We start from the raw sequence: 15790 nt of genomic DNA, 5'->3' as shown, positions 1-15790 counted from the left end.
CGAGCGGGCCCGACGTCCGGGCAGGTCAGACGGTGGCGGCCTGGGCGGCGCGGCCGGCCAGCAGGGTCGCGGTGTGCTTGGCGACCCGGTCGCCGAGGTGCTCGGCGGTGGCGATGTCGGCCTTGTGCACGGCGTCGGCGCCGCCGTCGGAGGGGGTGGAGGCGGCGGCACCGGCGAAGAAGCCGAGGCGGTTGATGTCGTTCTCGCTGCCGGTCGAGGAGTTCCAGCCCGGCTTGAGGCCGAGGTTGACCCAGTTCATGCCGTGCTGGGCGGCCAGGGTCTGGAAGAAGCCGAGGGTGCCGGACTTGTCGCCGCTCTTGGAGGCGGAGTTGGTGAAGCCGGCGGCGACCTTGTCCAGCCAGGCGTCGCCGAACCAGCGCTTGCTGCTCGCCTCGGCGAAGGTGTGGAAGGCGCCGGAGGCGGTGCCCATGTAGGTGGGCGAGCCGAAGATGATCGCGTCCGCGGCGTCGAGCCGGGCCCACTGCTCGTCGGTGATGGTGTCGACGGCGACGGAGACGACCTCGGCGCCGGTGGCGGCGGCGCCGCGGGCGACGGCCTCGGCGATGACGGCGGTGTGGCCGTAGCCGGAGTGGTAGGCGATGGCGACGGTCGGGCGGATGGCGGTCATGGTGGGGTGCTCCTCGGCGGGGCTCGGGGGAAAGCGGCGGAACCGGCCGGAAGGCCGGGCAGATCAGGAAGGCAGGTGAGGCAGGTGAGGCAGGCAAGTGGGTGAGGCAGGCAAGCGGGTAAGGCAGGCAAGGCGGGCAGAGCGGGCGCAGCCGGGCAAAGCGGCAGGGGCGCTGGGCGACGGCGTCCCGCTCCAATGGTCTCCAATATAGACCAGGTCTCCAATAGTTACCAAGAGCGGATTGGAGACCACGGGCTACCCTGGAGGGCATGACGACGCAGGAGCAGTCCCAGGCCGGGGCCGGCCAGGCTCAGGAGCTCGATGTCTTCGCCCAGCTCTGTCCGAGCCGCGCCATGCTCGCGGACCTGGCGGACAAGTGGTCGATGCTGATCCTGATGGGCCTCGGCGAGTTCGGTCCGCAGCGGTTCTCCGAGCTTCAGCGCGCGGTGGACGGGGTCAGTCGCAAGATGCTCACCCAGTCGCTGCGCACCCTGGAGCGGAACGGCCTGGTGCGGCGCACCGTCCACCCCGAGACGCCGCCGCGCGTGGTCTACGACCTGCTGCCGCTCGGTCGGGAGCTGGCCGTGCTGCTCGCGCCGGTCGGCCGCTGGACGGAGGAGCGGACCGCGCAGATGCTGGCCGCGCGCGAGGAGTTCGACCGGGCGCACGCCGACGGCTGACCGCTCGTGCCGCGTGCGACGCGTCGTCGGACGCCGCCGTGGCCGGCCGCCGACACGGGGTGCGGGTGCCCTCGGTCGGGTGGGTGGAGCCGATTTCCCTTCCGGGCCGTCCGCCGTGTAATGTCTTCCTTGTTCGACCGGTTCGCCCCTATAGCTCAGTCGGTAGAGCGTCTCCATGGTAAGGAGAAGGTCTGCGGTTCGATTCCGCATGGGGGCTCCAACAGAAAGACCCTCGCCCAACGGCGAGGGTCTTTCTCGTTTCCGGCCGCACCCGCCGAGCCTGAGGCGGGCTAGCGGGTCGGGTACGGAATGCGCTGTGATGGTGCGTCATCGGCCGCCCGCCCCACCGGGTGCGGGCGCGGGGCCGGACCCCGACCGGGAGGGTGTCATGGGCGTTCGACTCGTGGTGGTCGACGACCATCGGCTGCTGGCGGAGGCGCTGGCCACCGCGCTCCAACTGCGCGGTCACCGGGTGCTGGCGGTCGGCTCGCCGGCCGCGTCCGCCGCCGATCTGGTGGCCGGGCGCAGACCGGAGGTGTGTCTGCTCGGGGTGGCCGCACCGGCCGAGCCCGGCGCATTCGACGGGCTGCGCCGGATCCGTCGGGAGCGGCCCGAGGTGGCCGTCATCGTGCTCGGGCCGGTGGGTGAACTGCGGGGTGTGGCAGGCGCGTTCGCGGCCGGTGCGGCGGGGTACGTGCCCAGCGACGAGCGGATCGAGGTGGTCGAGCGGGCCATCGGACGGGCCCGGGCCGGCGAGGCGGCGGTCACGGTGGACGTGCTCCGCGGTGCCTTCGACCAGTTGCTGCGGCCGGCGGTGGAGCCGGACGACGAAGCGCTGCGGCTGCTGCGGCTGCTGACCCGTCGTGAGGTCCAGGTGCTGGCCCGGATCGCGGACGGGGAGGACACCGCGGCGATCGCGGCCGGGATGCGGATCGCGGCGAGCACTGCCCGCACCCATGTCCAGCGGGTGCTCATGAAGCTCGGCGCGCGCACCCGGCTGGAGGCGGCGGCGGTGGCCGCCCGGACGGGGCTGCTGGAGCGGATGGCGCGGGACTGAGCGGGCGACCCCGGTCGACGGTCCGGGGCACTCCGGCGGCCAGGGACAATGGGCCCCAGTCGTATGTACGTCACCGATGGCCGCCCACGCGGCGGACCATCGCCCGCTGGAGGTCTCATCATGAGTAAGTACCTGGTCACGGGTGGCGCCGGCTATGTCGGCAGCGTGGTCGCCGCCCACCTGCTGGAGGCGGGACACCAGGTGACCGTCCTGGACGACCTCTCCACCGGCTTCCGCGAGGGTGTCCCGGCCGGTGCCGAGTTCGTCCAGGGGCGGATCCAGGAGGCCGGCACGGTGCTCGACGCCTCCTTCGACGGGGTGCTGCACTTCGCCGCCTCCTCGCAGGTCGGCGAGTCGGTCGTGGACCCGGAGAAGTACTGGCGCAACAACGTGGCCGGCTCGCTGGAGCTGATCAGCGCGATGCGCGCGGCGGGCGTGCGCAAGCTGGTGTTCTCCTCCACCGCCGCCACCTACGGCGAGCCGGAGTCGGTGCCGATCTCCGAGACCGCCCGCACCGCGCCGACCAACACCTACGGCGCCACCAAGCTGGCCGTCGACCACCTGATCACCAGCGAGGCCGTCGCCCACGGCCTGGCCGCCGTCTCGCTGCGCTACTTCAACGTGGCCGGCGCGTACGGCGCCTACGGCGAGCGGCACGACCCCGAGTCGCACCTGATCCCGCTGGTCTTCCAGGCCGCCCTCGGACAGCGCGAGCACATCGCGGTGTACGGTGACGACTACCCGACCCCGGACGGCACCTGTGTCCGCGACTACATCCACGTCGCGGACCTGGCCGAGGCGCACCTGCTGGCCCTGGACGCGGCCACGTCGGGCGAGCACCTGATCTGCAACCTGGGCAACGGCAGCGGCTTCTCGGTGCGCGAGGTCATCGAGTCGGTCAAGCGCGTCACCGGCCGGGAGATCCCGGTGGTGACCTCGGGCCGTCGCGCGGGTGACCCGGCCGTGCTGGTGGCCTCCGCCGAGCGCGCCCACCAGGCCCTGGGCTGGACCCCGGGCCGTCCGAACCTGGACGACATCGTCGCCGACGCCTGGAAGTTCACCCTGGAGAAGAACGGCCTGTAGGCAGGGCTCGCGGGTACCGGCCGGACGGGCCGGTACCCGTGGGGCCGAAGCGCCGCTCCCGCCGCGGGGGCGGCGCTTCGGCGTTCCCGGCCTCCGCCCGCCTCCGCCTGCCGCCGTCCGCCGCGCACCGGGGCCCGTCGGGCCGCGCGGTCCGGCTAGGGCGTCGGGCGGGCGGCGTACGCGCGCAGGAAGACGTGGACACCGGCGGTGATGATCTCCTCGGTCTCCGACGGGGCGAGCGGATGCGCCCCCCAGTACGAGCGTTGGGTGACCTCGCTCCCGATGAGCAGGACGAAGTGCTGGGCGGCGCGCGCCGGATCGGGCGCGTCCAGCAGGCCCCGGTCGGCCAACCTGCCGAACCGGTTGGCGAGTTCGGCCATGGCGGGGCGCGGCCCGGTGGCCTGCCAGGCGTCCAGCAGGTCCTTGGGGAGGTGTGCCGCCTCGGCGTTGATCTGCCGGACCAGGGCGAAGTGGTCGGCGAAGGTGGTGAGCGTCGCCACCCAGGCCAGGCTCAGGGCGACGAGGTCCGCCTCCAGGTCGGTGACCTTGGCCAGCTCGCGGTCGATGACGTCCAGCTGGGCGTCCCTGACCTGGCCGGCGCTCTCCTGGACGACGGTCCGGAAGAGCAGCTCCTTGCCGGTGAAGTGGTTGTAGATGGTGCGGGTGGACACCCCGGCCTCCGCCGCGATGGCGTCGATGCTGGCCCGGGAGTAGCCGTCCCGGCCGAACACCGTCCGAGCGGCCCGGGTGATGGCCTGCCGCTTCTCGGCCAGCCCCCGGCGGGGTGCGGTCGGGGCTTCGTTCTCACTGGTCATCGTGGGTCTCCCAAGAAGTTTGCAGTAAGCGTTGTACTCATTGCCATGCACGTTGTACTTTACCTGATGTGCCGTCCGATCGGGCGGTGACCGCCGAGCGCAACCCCAGGAGACCGCCATGTCCCAGACTCCCTTCCGCGTCGCCGTCATCATCGGCAGCACCCGCCAGGGCCGGGTCGCGCCCACCGTCGCCGAGTGGTTCCTGCGCACCGCCGGGCAGCGGGACGACCTCGACCTCGACGTCGTCGACCTGGCCGAGCACCCGCTGCCGCACCTGGGCGAGGAGCCCGATGCCGAGCAGGCCGCCTGCCTCGCCGCCCTCTCGCCGCGGCTGGCGGCCGCCGACGCCTTCGTGGTGATCACGCCCGAGTACAACCACAGCTTCCCCGCCGTGCTGAAGAACGCCATCGACTGGCACCGCGCCGAGTGGCAGGCCAAGCCGGTCGGCTTCGTCTCCTACGGCGGCCTGGGCGGCGGGCTGCGCGCGGTCGAGCAGCTCCGGCTGATCTTCGCCGAGCTGCACACCGTCACCGTCCGGGACTCCGTCAGCTTCCACGGTGTCTGGGCCGCCTTCGGGGAGGACGGCGAGCCGGTCGACCCGACCGTCCCGAACGGCGCCGCCAAGGGCATGCTCGACCAGCTCGCCTGGTGGGCCCACGCGCTGCGGGACGCCCGCGCCGTCCGCCCGTACGGCGCCTGACCCGGCACCCGGCACCCGGCACCCGGCACCCGGCACCCGGCACCCGGCACCCGGCACCCGGTATCCGGCATCCGACATCCGACATCCGCGATCGGGCGTCCGGCAGCGACGCCCGACGCCCTGATGCCCTGACGCCCGTCGCCCAGGGGGGACCGATGAGCACCACCACCGCCAAGCCCGCCCTCACCGGGGCGGCCGCCGCCCCCGGCCCGCGTACCGCGGCGATCGCCGCCGTCGTGGTCCTCGGTTCGCTGATGACCGTCCTCGACACCACGATCGTCAACGTCGCCCTCAACCACCTCGCCGAGGACTTCCACGCCCCACTGGCCACCATCCAGTGGGTGACCACCGGCTACACCCTGGCGCTCGCCACCGTCACGCCGGTCACGGCCTGGGCGATCGGGCGCTTCGGCACCCGGCGCCTCTACCTGACCGCGCTCGCCCTGTTCGTGCTCGGCTCGCTGCTGGCCGGCGCGGCCTGGGACGCCCCGTCGCTGATCGCCTTCCGGGTGCTCCAGGGGCTGGGCGGCGGCATGGTGATGCCGGTCGGGATGACCGTCCTGGTCCGGGCCTCCGACCCGGCGCGCACCGGGCGGACCATGAGCGTGCTCGGCATCCCGGTGCTGATCGGGCCGCTCGCCGGGCCGGTGCTGGGCGGCTGGCTGGTGGACGAGGCCTCCTGGCGCTGGGTCTTCCTGGTCAACCTGCCGATCGGCGCGCTCGCGCTGGTGCTGGCCGCCCGGCTGCTGCCCCGCGACGCCGCCGGCGCGGCCGCCGCCCGTCGGCTGGACCTGCCCGGTCTGCTGATGCTCTCCCCGGGGCTGGCGGCGCTGATCGACGGACTGGGCGCCGAGCACGGGGGGCCCGGCGCCGCCGGTCCGGTGTCCCTCCTGGGCGGGGCGGTTCTGGTCGCCGGGTTCGTCGTCCGGGCGCTGACCGCCCGTGACCCGCTGCTCGACCTGCGCCTGCTGGGCCGCCGGGTGTTCGCCGGCCCCGCCGCCACCATCGCGCTGTTCGGCTGCGGCTACTTCGGCTCGATGCTGCTGCTCCCGCTCTACTACCAGCTGGTGCGCGGCCAGAGCGCGACCGACGTGGGCCTGCTCGGCATCCCGCAGGCCCTGGCCACCGGTATCACGATGCAGTTCTCCGGGCGGCTGGCCGACCGCTTCGCCCCGGGCCGGATCGTCCTCACCGGCGTCGCGGTGGCCGCCGCGGGGTTCCTCGGCTTCACCGTCCAGCTCGGCGCGACCACCCCGTACTGGCACCTGATCGCCGCCCTGGTGGTGATGGGGACCGGCGTCGGCATGACGCTGATGCCCGCCATGGCGGCCGCCACCCGCGGCGTCGCCCCGGTCGAGGTCCCGGCCGCCACCACCCTGGTCACCATCGTCCAGCAGGTCGCCGGCTCGGTCGGCACCGCGCTGATGTCGGTCCTGCTGTCCGCGGGGCTGGCCGAGCGGCTGCCCGGCGCGGCCGGGGGTGGCCTGGCCGCGGTGCACGCCCTGGACCCGGCGGCGCGGGCCGCGCTCGCCCCCGGCCTGGCGGAGGTCTTCCGGGGGACGTACGGGTGGGCCGTCGCGCTGCTGGCGCTGGCCGTGCTGCCCGCGCTGGCGCTCTCCCGTCGTGCGCCGGGAGGTGCCGTCGAGGGTCTCAAGTCACGCCAACTTCGCACCTCCTGACGAAACTTCACCAAACCCCCACCGAGCCGCCCCCCACCCCGTACGCTGATTCCGGTACCGGTGGGGGTCGGTGCCATTGGTCCTCCCGGGAGCCGGGGGGTGGGCGGCGGAGCAGTACCCGTGCCACGGCGGTGGAACGGGTCGGCGCCCCGGTCGCAGGCTCGGCCGAACAGGGGGAGTGACGATGGGGCGGATCCGCGTCCTGGTGGTCGACGACCACCGGATCTTCGCCGAGGCGCTGGCCGCGGCGCTCGCCGCCGAGCCCGATGTGGAGGTCGGCGCGGCCGGCAGTGCGGCCGCCGCCGAACGCGCGCTGGAGCGCGCCGCCACCGAGGGCCGGGCCTTCGACGTCGTCCTGATCGACGCCGATCTCGGTGTCGAGCCCGACGGCACCCGCACACCGCGCCAGCCCGGGGCCGACCCGCCCGACGCCGTCCGGCGCCGCCCGCCGGTCACCCTGCCCGGGCCACGCCGCCCGGCCGCCGTGCCCGGCTTACCCTCCGCCGGTACGCCGGCCCGAAGTTCCCCGCCCCCGGCCTGCTCGACCGCCGGGTACCCGCCCGGGCCGTACCCGGCCGACCGGTACCACGCGGCCGGCCCGGTGCCCGACGGGATCACCCTCCTCGCCCGGGTCCGTCGCCACCACCCCGCGCTGCGGGCGATCGTCCTGGCCACCGCCGACGACCCGCTCCGCGCCGCCCGCGCCCTGCACGCCGGCGCCACCGGTTGGGTGGCCAAGGAGAGTTCGCTGGCCCGTCTGCTGGCCGTGGTCCGGGGCGTGCTGCGGGACGAGACGCATCTGCCGCCCGCTCTGCTCACCGGCGTCATCCGGGAGCTCACCACCGCCCGGCGGGACCGCACCGAGAGCGAACGCCTCGTCGAGACGCTCACCCCCCGGGAGAAGCAGATCCTGCGCTGTATGGTCGCCGGCCTCGGCCGGCAGGCCGTCGCCGAGCGGCTCTACCTCTCCCCGCACACCGTGCGCACCCATATGCAGAACGTCCTCGGCAAGCTCGGGGTGCACTCCACCCTGGCCGCCGTCGCGGTCGCGCGGCGGGCGGGCGTCAGCCCCTCCGAGCCGGCCGCCCCCACAGTCCCGCCGTCCGTCGCCTCGACCACAGCTCCCGGCGCCGGCTGATCCGCCCGTCATACCCAGGTACCGGCTCAGGTTCGTCAGGTCAGGGAAATCCGGAGGACAGATGTCGCCGCACAGCACTTCCGCACGCCCGCACACGGCCCAGCCCGGCGCGAACGGGGGCGCCGGCGCCCCCTCGGCGGCCGCGAGCACCCTCGCGGCGACCCCGCCGACGGGCCTGCGCACCCTGATCGTCGGAGCCGGCGCGGCCGGGACGGCCCTGGTCCGCGACCTCGGCCGGACCCCGGAGTTCGGCCTCGACCCGATCGGCCTGCTCGACGACGACCCGGCCAAGGCCGGCCGGTCCGTGGGCGAGGTGCCCGTCCTCGGCACGCTGGCCGAGCTGACCGGACTGGCCGTGCGCCACCGCGCCCAGGTCGTCGCGCTCGCCATCCCCGGTCTGGCCCCGCAGCGGGTCCGGGCCCTGGCCACCGCCGCTGCGGCGGCCGGCGCCGCCGTCCGCTACCTGCCGTCCTTCCTCGCCGCACTGCGCCGCGAGGTGGTCGGGTCGGACATGCGCAGCCTGGACGTCAACCGGCTGATCGGGCGGCACGAGGTGCACGTGGTCTCCGCCGACGTCCGGGACGTGATCGAGGGCCGGCGGGTGCTGGTGACCGGGGCCGGCGGCTCGATCGGCAGTGAACTCTGCCGCCAGGTCCACGCGTTCAATCCGAGCGCGCTCTACATGCTGGACCACGACGAGTCGAATCTGCACCGCCTCCAGCTGGAGATCTGGGGCGAGGCGCTGCTCACCGACGAGTCACTGGTGATCGCGGACATCCGGGACCGGCCGCGGATCCAGCAGATCTTCCGCGACCTGGAGCCCGAGGTGGTCTTCCACGCCGCCGCGCACAAGCACCTGCCGCTGCTGGAGCGGCACCCCAGCGAGGCGGTCAAGTCCAATGTGCTGGGCACCGACCACCTGGTGGAGGCGGCGCTGGCCACCGGCGTCGAGCGGTTCGTCCTGATCTCCACCGACAAGGCGGCCGACCCGACCTCGGTGCTCGGCGCCAGCAAGCGGCTGGCCGAGCTGATCGTGCAGGCGAACGCCCGGGACGCGCGCAACCTGGGCGCCGGGGTGTTCTCCGCGGTCCGCTTCGGCAATGTGCTGGGTTCGCGCGGCTCGTTGCTGTCGGTGCTGGCCGAACAGTTGCGCAGCGGCGGTCCGGTGACCGTCACCCACCCCGATGTGACGCGGTTCTTCATGACCATCGAGGAGGCCGTCGGGCTGGTGCTGGAGTCCGGCCGGATGGCCCGGGGCGGGGAGGTGTTCGTGCTCGACATGGGTGAGCCGGTGCGGATCGTCGACCTGGTGCACAACTTCGCCGAGCAGGTGCAGCTGGGCCGGGACGAGGTGGAGATCCGCTACACCGGCCTGCGGGCGGGGGAGAAGCTGAACGAGGCGCTGTTCTCGGAGGGCGAGGAGCGGCTGCCCACCGCGCACGCCCGGATCTACGCCACGGTGGCCGAGCGCGGCGCCGGCCCGGAGGACCTGGCGGGCGGCCTGACCGGTCTGTACGAGGCGGCGGCGGGCAACAGCGACGAGGAGGTGCGCCGGCGGCTGGCCGAGCTGCTGCCCGGCTACCGCACCCCCGAACTCGCGCCGGCGCCGGTACCCGCGCTCAGCACCCCGTACCCGGACGGTTTCTGACGGCCGACGGGCTGCGGGTCAGCCCGGGATGTTGTCGAAGGGGGCGACCAGCTGCCGCAGCAGCCCGGCGAGTTCGCCCTGCTGGGCGCCGGTGAGCTGGGCCAGCAGCTCGCGTTCGTGGGCGAGCAGCCCGGCGAGTGCCTGGTCGGCCCGGTCGCGTCCGTCCTCGGTGAGCCGGACGAGTACGCCGCGCCGGTCGTCCGGGTCGGGCAGGCGCTTCACCAGGCCCTTGCCGGTGAGCCGGTCGATCCGGTTGGTCATGGTGCCGGAGGTGACCAGGGTCTGGGTGAGCAGCTGGCCCGGGGAGAGTTGGTAGGGGGAGCCGGCGCGCCGCAGCGCGGTCAGGACGTCGAACTCCCAGGGCTCCAGGCCGTGCTCGGCGAAGGCCGTCCGGCGGGCGCGGTCGAGGTGCCGGGCGAGTCGGCTGACCCGGCTGAGCACCTCAAGTGGTTCCACGTCGAGGTCGGGGCGCTCTCGGCGCCATGCTGCGACCAGGCGGTCGACCTCGTCCTCCATGACGATCAGTGTATCGGGGGATGTGTCGATGTGAAGTCTCTTGATGTCGAGAAATGTAACGTGGAAGCTGCGGCTGGATATCTTGATGTCGAGATACTTGTGAGGTCGACCATGAGCACCCCCGTCTGGGACCCGGAGCAGTACCTGCGCTTCGGCGACGAACGGACCCGCCCGCTGCGCGACCTGCTCGCCCGCGTCCCCGCCCTCGCGCACGAGCCGGCCGCCACGATCCTGGACATCGGCTGCGGCCCCGGCAACTCCACCGCCGTCCTGCGCGAGCGCTGGCCGGCGGCCCGGATCACCGGCGTCGACAACTCCGCCGAGATGCTCGCCACCGCCCGCGCCGAGGGCGAGCCCACCGCCGACTACCTGCTCGCCGACGCGCGCGCCTACGACCCGGCCCCCGCCGCGCCGGACCTGATCGTCTCCAACGCGGCGCTGCAGTGGATCGGCTTCGCGCCGGAGCGGGGCGCCGGCCCGGAGGCCGGCGGGCCGCGGGGGGAGGGCGGCCACCTCGGCCTGCTGTCCCGCTGGGCCGCCGCGCTGCGGCCCGGCGGCGTGCTCGCCTTCCAGGTGCCCGGCAACTTCGACGCGCCCAGTCACACCTTGCTCGCCGGACTCCGCCGCGCCCCCCGCTGGCGTGCCGCGCTGGGTGAAGGTGCCGCCCGGGCCGGTGTCCACGAGCCCGGCGCGTACCTGGCGGCCCTCGCGGGGGCCGGCTGCTCCGCCGATGTCTGGGAGACCACCTACAGCACCCTGCTCCCCGGGCCGGACCCCGTCCTGGAGTGGGTCAAGGGCACCGCGCTGCGGCCGGTGCTCACCCGGCTCGCCGACCCCGTCGAGCGCGCGGCCCTTCTCGCCGAGTACGGCGCGCTGCTCCGCGAGGCCTATCCCGCCGGGCCGTACGGCACCGTCTTCCCGTTCCGGCGGATCTTCGCCGTGGCCGTGAAGCGGTGGCCGACGACGGGGCCGGGCTAGGCCTTGCGGTCCCCGACCAGCTTGGGGTGGCGCTCCATCCCCTCCAGTCCGTGCCAGGCCAGGTTCACCAGATGGGCGGCGACCTCGGCCTTCTGCGGCTTGCGCACCTCCAGCCACCACTGGCCGGTCAGCGCCACCATTCCCACCAGCATCTGCGAGTACATCGGGGCGAGGCGCGCGTCGAAGCCCCGCGCCTTGAACTCCAGGCCCAGGATGTCCTCCACCTGCGTCGCGATGTCGCTGATCAGCGAGGCGAAGGTGCCGGTCGACTGGGCCACCGGGGAGTCCCGGACCAGGATCTTGAAACCGTCCGTCGAGGTGTCGATGTAGTCCATCAGCGCGAACGCCGCCTGTTCCAGCAGCTCCCGCGAGTGCCCGCCGGTCAGGGCCCCGGTCACCATGTCCAGCAGCAACTGCATCTCGCGGTCCACCACCACCGCGTAGAGCCCCTCCTTGCCGCCGAAGTGCTCGTACACCACCGGCTTGGACACCCCGGCCCGCTCGGCGATCTCCTCCACCGAGGTGCCGTCGTAGCCGCGCTCCGCGAACACCGACCGGCCGATCTCCAGCAGCTGCTCCCGCCGCTGCTTGCCGGTCATCCGCACCCGGCCGCTGCGGCGGCGGCCGGCCGGCGCGGCCGCGCCCGCCGGGGCAGCGGCACGCGGACGGGCCTGCGCCGCATCGGGCGCGGCGTCCGTCCGCGTGCTCTCGTGGCCGCCTGTGCTGTCTGCGCTGCTCCCGTTCACCCCTACATCATGCTGCAGGCGCGGCCTCATGCGGCGCGGCGGGCGGCGATCCGCTGCGCGTCCGGCCAGCGGACGTCCCGGGCCCAGCCGGCCAGCTCGAACCAGCGGATCAGCCGGGCCGAGGAGTCGACCTGTCCGCGCAGCACGCCGTGCCGGGCCGAGGTCGGGTCCGCGTGGTGCAGGTTGTGCCAGGACTCACCGCAGGAGAGGACCGCCAGCCACCAGACGTTCCCGGAGCGGTCGCGGGAGCGGAACGGGCGGCTGCCGATCGCGTGGCAGATCGAGTTGATCGACCAGGTGACGTGGTGCAGCAGGGCGACCCGGACCAGTGAGCCCCAGAAGAACGCGGAGAGCGCGCCCTGCCAGGACAGCGTGACCAGCCCGCCGACCAGCGGCGGGATCAGCATCGACAGCGCGGTCCAGAGCCAGAACAGCCGGGAGATCCGCCTTATGGCCGGGTCGTCGACGAGATCCGGCGCGTACTTCAGCTGCGGGGTCTGCTCCTCGTCGAAGAGCCAGCCCATGTGCGCCCACCAGAGACCCTTGAGCAGGGCCGGGACGGTCTCGCCGTAGCGCCACGGCGAGTGCGGGTCGCCGTCCTTGTCGCTGTAGCGGTGGTGCTTGCGGTGGTCGGCCACCCAACGGACCAGCGGCCCCTCGATGGCCAGCGACCCGGCCACGGCGAGGGTGATCCGCAGCGCCCGGTTGGCCTTGAAGGAGCCGTGGGTGAAGTAGCGGTGGTAGCCGATCGTGATGCCGTGGCAGGTGAGGAAGTACATGACGGTGGCGATCGCGAGATCGGTCCACCCCAGGCCCCAGCCCCAGGCCACCGGCACGGCCGCCAGCAGGGCGGCGAACGGCACGGCGATGAACAGCCCGAGCGCGACCCGCTCGGCGAGCCCCTGGCTCTCCCCGCCGCGGGTCGCGGAGAGCATGGTGGGGGCGGGATCGATGGAGAGCGCGGTATCGGCGCGCGCCTCGCCGGCCTGGATGGTCATGGGTGTCCCTTGAGGGCGGGGGTGGAGGTTACGTATGCGTAACCTACGGCATCGTAGGTTGCGTTCGGCCGTCAGGGGAATACGTGACCGCGGGCGGATCGGCGTATTTCACCCGACTGGATGGACAACACCCGGAATCCGCGCGGTCCGGGTCCGTCGCGCCGGGTGGTGGAGGTACACGGCCGTAACCCTTAGGCTGTGTCGAAGCGCCCCGGGCGCTGCGAGTTGATGATCGATCCGCCGTGGTGTAATGGCAGCACAGGGCCCTTTGGAGGCCTTTGTCTGGGTTCGAATCCTAGCGGCGGAGCCAGTTGGCGCCTCTGTTTCGGGTGTATCACCCGCCCCCCGGTATTGTCGGGGCTGCTCGGCGGACTGTGCGAAGGCGACCGGCCTGGGTCCCGGCCGGGCTGCACTGCCCTCTCTGTGAACCGACTGAGGAGCCTCCCCCCGTGAGTGCCAATTCGCCTGCCGCCGTTGTCGTGCTCGCCGCCGGTGGCGGGACCAGGATGAAGTCGAACAGCCTGCCCAAGGTGCTGCACGAGGTCTGCGGCCGGTCGCTGGTGGGCCACGCGGTGGCGGCGGCACAGGAGTTGACTCCGCGGCAGCTGGTCGTGGTGATCGGGCACCTGCGGGAGAAGGTGCAGGAGCACCTGGGGGCGCACTACCCGGCGGCGCGCGCCGTGGTGCAGGAGGAGCAGAAGGGCACCGGGCACGCCGTCCGTACCGCGCTGGAGGCCCTGGCGGCCGACGGGGTGGAGCTGGACGGCACGGTGATCGTGACCACCGGGGATGCCCCGCTGCTGACCGGTGCGACGCTGGCGGCCCTCGCCGGGGCGCACGCCGAGCAGGGCAACGGCGTCACGGTGTTGACGGCGGTCGTCCCCGAGCCGTTCGGTTACGGGCGGATCCTGCGGGACGAGGCGGACGGCGCGGTCGCGGCGATCGTGGAGGAGAAGGACGCCTCGGACGCCCAGCGGGCGATCGACGAGATCAACTCCGGGGTCTTCGCCTTCGACGCCAAGCTGCTGGCCGAGGCGCTGTCCCGGGTCACCACCGACAACGTGCAGGGCGAGGAGTACCTCACCGACACCCTGGAGATCCTGCGGAAGGCCGGCCACCGGGTCGGCGCCGTGGTGGCCGCGGACTACCGCGACATCCTGGGCATCAACGACCGGGTGCAGCTGGCCCAGGCCCGCCGCCTGCTGAACGACCGCCTGCTGGACCGGGCGATGCGCGAGGGCGTCACCGTGGTGGACCCGGCGACGACCTGGTTCGACGTGCAGGTGTCCTACGAGCCGGACGCGGTGGTCCTGCCGGGCACCCAGCTGCAGGGCGCCACCCACCTGGGCGAGGGCTGCGAGGTGGGCCCGAACTCGACGATCAAGGACACCCGGATCGGCGCCGGCGCCCGTGTGAGCAACACCACGGCGGACGGCGCCGAGGTGGGCGACTTCGCCACCGCCGGCCCGTACGCCTATCTGCGGCCGGGCGCGAAGCTGGCCCGCAAGGCGAAGGTCGGCACCTACGTCGAGGTGAAGAACTCGGTGCTGGGCGAGGGCGCCAAGGTGCCGCACCTCTCCTACATCGGGGACGCCACGATCGGCGAGGGCACCAACATCGGCGCGGCCTCCGTCACGGTGAACTACGACGGCGTGAACAAGCACCGCACGGTGATCGGCGCGCACTGCCGGACCGGGTCGGACAACATGTTCATCGCTCCGGTGACGGTCGGTGACGGCGCTTACACCGCGGCGGGCTCGGTGATCACCGGCGACGTCCCCGCCGGCGCACTGGGCGTGAGCCGGGCGCAGCAGCGCAACATCGCCGGCTGGGTGGAGCGCAAGCGCCCCGGGACCACATCGGCGCAGGCCGCGGCCGCTGCGTCGGAGGAGGCCGGGGAGGCCTGACGGGGCGGGCGGGAGTCCGAGGGGCGGTCCCGGGGCGGACGGTTTCTGCGCGGGCGCGTAACCTTGGGGACATACGTGCGCCACTGGGCTTACCGCCCGTGTCCAGGCGTACCGACATTCCCCCGACCCCTATCGCCAGCGGGCTCGCGCCTGCCTGCGGTGCGGACGGGTTCAGCGTCAGCAACGCGAGGAGACGGTGCAGTGAGCGGGATCACGACGTCGGGTGAGAAGAAACTGAAGCTCTTCTCCGGCCGTGCCCACCCTGAGCTGGCGAGGGAGGTGGCCGAGTCGCTCGGGACCGAGCTGGTTCCGACCAAGGCCCTGGACTTCGCCAACGGTGAGATCTACGTCCGCTTCCTGGAGTCGGCGCGCGGTGCGGACTGCTTCGTGATGCAGAGCCACACGGCTCCCATCAACCAGTGGATCATGGAACAGCTGATCATGATCGATGCTCTCAAGCGGGCCTCGGCCCGGAGCATCACCGCGATCCTGCCGTTCTACGGCTACGCCCGCCAGGACAAGAAGCACCTGGGTCGCGAGCCCATCTCGGCCCGGCTGGTCGCCGACCTGCTGCGCCAGGCCGGTGCCGACCGCCTGATGGCCGTGGACCTGCACACCGCGCAGATCCAGGGCTTCTTCGACGGCCCGGTGGACCACCTGTTCGCGCTGCCGCTGCTGGCGGACTACCTGGGCGAGAAGGTCGACCGCGACCGGCTGACCATCGTCTCGCCGGACGCCGGCCGGGTGAAGGTCGCCGACCAGTGGTCGGACCGTCTGGGCGCGCCGCTGGCGATCATCCACAAGCGTCGCGACATGACGCAGGCCAACACCATCCTGTCCGCCGAGGTGGTCGGTGACGTCAAGGACCGGGTCTGTGTCCTGGTCGACGACATGATCGACACCGCCGGCACCATCTGCGCCGCGGCCGACGCGCTGTTCGAGAACGGCGCCGCGGACGTGATCGTGGCCGCCACGCACGGCGTGCTCTCCGGTCCGGCCGCGGACCGGCTGAAGAACTCGCGGGTCAGCGAGTTCGTCTTCACCAACACGCTGCCGACCCCGGCCGAGCTCCAGCTGGACAAGATCACCACGCTGTCGATCGCCCCGTCGATCGCCGCCGCGATCCGCGAGGTGTTCGAGGACGGCTCGGTCACCAGCCTGTTCGAGGGCGTGCACTGACGAAGCCCCGCGCAGGCGGCCCCGGTCCCTCAGGGGGC

The 15790-nt window shown here is 73.2% G+C and carries 15 protein-coding genes and 2 tRNA genes; 12 read left to right on the top strand and 5 right to left on the bottom strand.

Features of this window, described 5'->3' with window-relative positions; genetic code table 11:
• Positions 1-25 precede the first annotated feature (25 nt).
• Positions 26-628 (bottom strand): flavodoxin family protein, encoded by a 603-nt coding sequence (locus ACFXHB_RS12100; RefSeq protein WP_380573892.1) that lies wholly within the window; start codon positions 626-628, stop codon positions 26-28.
• A gap of 269 nt (positions 629-897) precedes the next feature.
• On the opposite strand from ACFXHB_RS12100, the gene ACFXHB_RS12095 reads away from it, so the two are divergent.
• The 4 genes from ACFXHB_RS12095 to galE all read left to right on the top strand — a co-directional run bounded on the left by ACFXHB_RS12095 (position 898) and on the right by galE (position 3448).
• The gene (locus ACFXHB_RS12095; RefSeq protein ID WP_380573891.1) at positions 898-1308 is read left to right on the top strand and encodes a winged helix-turn-helix transcriptional regulator; all 411 of its coding nucleotides are present in this window, start codon (positions 898-900) and stop codon (positions 1306-1308) included.
• A 144-nt stretch (positions 1309-1452) separates the two neighbouring features.
• Positions 1453-1528: transfer RNA gene (locus ACFXHB_RS12090), tRNA-Thr, on the top strand.
• A 168-nt stretch (positions 1529-1696) separates the two neighbouring features.
• A complete protein-coding gene (locus ACFXHB_RS12085) occupies positions 1697-2365 on the top strand; it encodes a LuxR C-terminal-related transcriptional regulator (protein ID WP_380573890.1) in 669 nt (222 codons plus the stop codon).
• A gap of 120 nt (positions 2366-2485) precedes the next feature.
• Entirely contained in the window at positions 2486-3448 is a 963-nt protein-coding gene (galE, locus tag ACFXHB_RS12080) for a UDP-glucose 4-epimerase GalE (protein ID WP_380573889.1), read from the top strand.
• Between the two features lie 155 nt (positions 3449-3603).
• Here the strand turns inward: galE and ACFXHB_RS12075 are convergent, their stop codons facing one another.
• Positions 3604-4263: a TetR/AcrR family transcriptional regulator gene (locus ACFXHB_RS12075; RefSeq protein ID WP_380573887.1), complete on the bottom strand. Its 660-nt coding sequence runs from the start codon at positions 4261-4263 to the stop codon at positions 3604-3606.
• A gap of 118 nt (positions 4264-4381) precedes the next feature.
• On the opposite strand from ACFXHB_RS12075, the gene ACFXHB_RS12070 reads away from it, so the two are divergent.
• The 4 genes from ACFXHB_RS12070 (at position 4382) to ACFXHB_RS12055 (ending at position 9428) form a co-directional block, all read left to right on the top strand.
• Entirely contained in the window at positions 4382-4963 is a 582-nt protein-coding gene (locus tag ACFXHB_RS12070) for an NADPH-dependent FMN reductase (RefSeq protein WP_380573886.1), read from the top strand.
• Positions 4964-5118: 155 nt separating this feature from the next.
• Positions 5119-6642 carry a DHA2 family efflux MFS transporter permease subunit gene (locus ACFXHB_RS12065; protein ID WP_380573885.1) on the top strand — a complete coding sequence of 508 codons (1524 nt, stop codon included), beginning with the start codon at positions 5119-5121 and terminating at the stop codon, positions 6640-6642.
• Positions 6643-6826: 184 nt separating this feature from the next.
• Positions 6827-7780: a LuxR C-terminal-related transcriptional regulator gene (locus ACFXHB_RS12060; protein ID WP_380573884.1), complete on the top strand. Its 954-nt coding sequence runs from the start codon at positions 6827-6829 to the stop codon at positions 7778-7780.
• A 61-nt stretch (positions 7781-7841) separates the two neighbouring features.
• Complete coding sequence (locus tag ACFXHB_RS12055) at positions 7842-9428, top strand: polysaccharide biosynthesis protein (protein WP_380573883.1); 1587 nt, start codon at positions 7842-7844, stop codon at positions 9426-9428.
• Positions 9429-9446: 18 nt separating this feature from the next.
• On the opposite strand, the gene ACFXHB_RS12050 is transcribed toward ACFXHB_RS12055, so the two are convergent.
• Positions 9447-9944 carry a MarR family winged helix-turn-helix transcriptional regulator gene (locus ACFXHB_RS12050; RefSeq protein WP_209417545.1) on the bottom strand — a complete coding sequence of 166 codons (498 nt, stop codon included), beginning with the start codon at positions 9942-9944 and terminating at the stop codon, positions 9447-9449.
• Between the two features lie 111 nt (positions 9945-10055).
• On the opposite strand from ACFXHB_RS12050, the gene ACFXHB_RS12045 reads away from it, so the two are divergent.
• Positions 10056-10922: a methyltransferase domain-containing protein gene (locus ACFXHB_RS12045; protein WP_380573882.1), complete on the top strand. Its 867-nt coding sequence runs from the start codon at positions 10056-10058 to the stop codon at positions 10920-10922.
• On the opposite strand, the gene ACFXHB_RS12040 is transcribed toward ACFXHB_RS12045, so the two are convergent.
• Together ACFXHB_RS12040 and ACFXHB_RS12035 are read right to left on the bottom strand one after the other, a co-directional pair.
• A complete protein-coding gene (locus tag ACFXHB_RS12040; RefSeq protein WP_380573881.1) occupies positions 10919-11668 on the bottom strand; it encodes a TetR family transcriptional regulator in 750 nt (249 codons plus the stop codon). The genes ACFXHB_RS12045 and ACFXHB_RS12040 overlap by 4 nt on opposite strands.
• Before the next feature lie 26 nt (positions 11669-11694).
• On the bottom strand, positions 11695-12603 hold the full coding sequence (locus ACFXHB_RS12035; RefSeq protein ID WP_380573996.1) for an acyl-CoA desaturase: 909 nt from the start codon (positions 12601-12603) through the stop codon (positions 11695-11697).
• A 299-nt stretch (positions 12604-12902) separates the two neighbouring features.
• Here ACFXHB_RS12035 and ACFXHB_RS12030 point away from each other — a divergent pair.
• The 3 genes from ACFXHB_RS12030 to ACFXHB_RS12020 all read left to right on the top strand — a co-directional run bounded on the left by ACFXHB_RS12030 (position 12903) and on the right by ACFXHB_RS12020 (position 15752).
• Positions 12903-12976, top strand: a tRNA-Gln gene (locus ACFXHB_RS12030).
• Positions 12977-13115: 139 nt separating this feature from the next.
• The gene (gene glmU, locus ACFXHB_RS12025) at positions 13116-14573 is read left to right on the top strand and encodes a bifunctional UDP-N-acetylglucosamine diphosphorylase/glucosamine-1-phosphate N-acetyltransferase GlmU (RefSeq protein ID WP_380573879.1); all 1458 of its coding nucleotides are present in this window, start codon (positions 13116-13118) and stop codon (positions 14571-14573) included.
• Between the two features lie 201 nt (positions 14574-14774).
• Positions 14775-15752 (top strand): ribose-phosphate diphosphokinase, encoded by a 978-nt coding sequence (locus ACFXHB_RS12020; RefSeq protein ID WP_380573878.1) that lies wholly within the window; start codon positions 14775-14777, stop codon positions 15750-15752.
• Positions 15753-15790: the final 38 nt, after the last annotated feature.

It is taken from the genome of Kitasatospora sp. NPDC059327, assembly GCF_042752535.1.
In the GTDB taxonomy this organism is placed as follows: Bacteria; Actinomycetota; Actinomycetes; order Streptomycetales; family Streptomycetaceae; genus Kitasatospora.
Note: the sequence above shows the minus strand (reverse complement) of the source record. Positions and strands in the feature narration are given on the sequence as shown.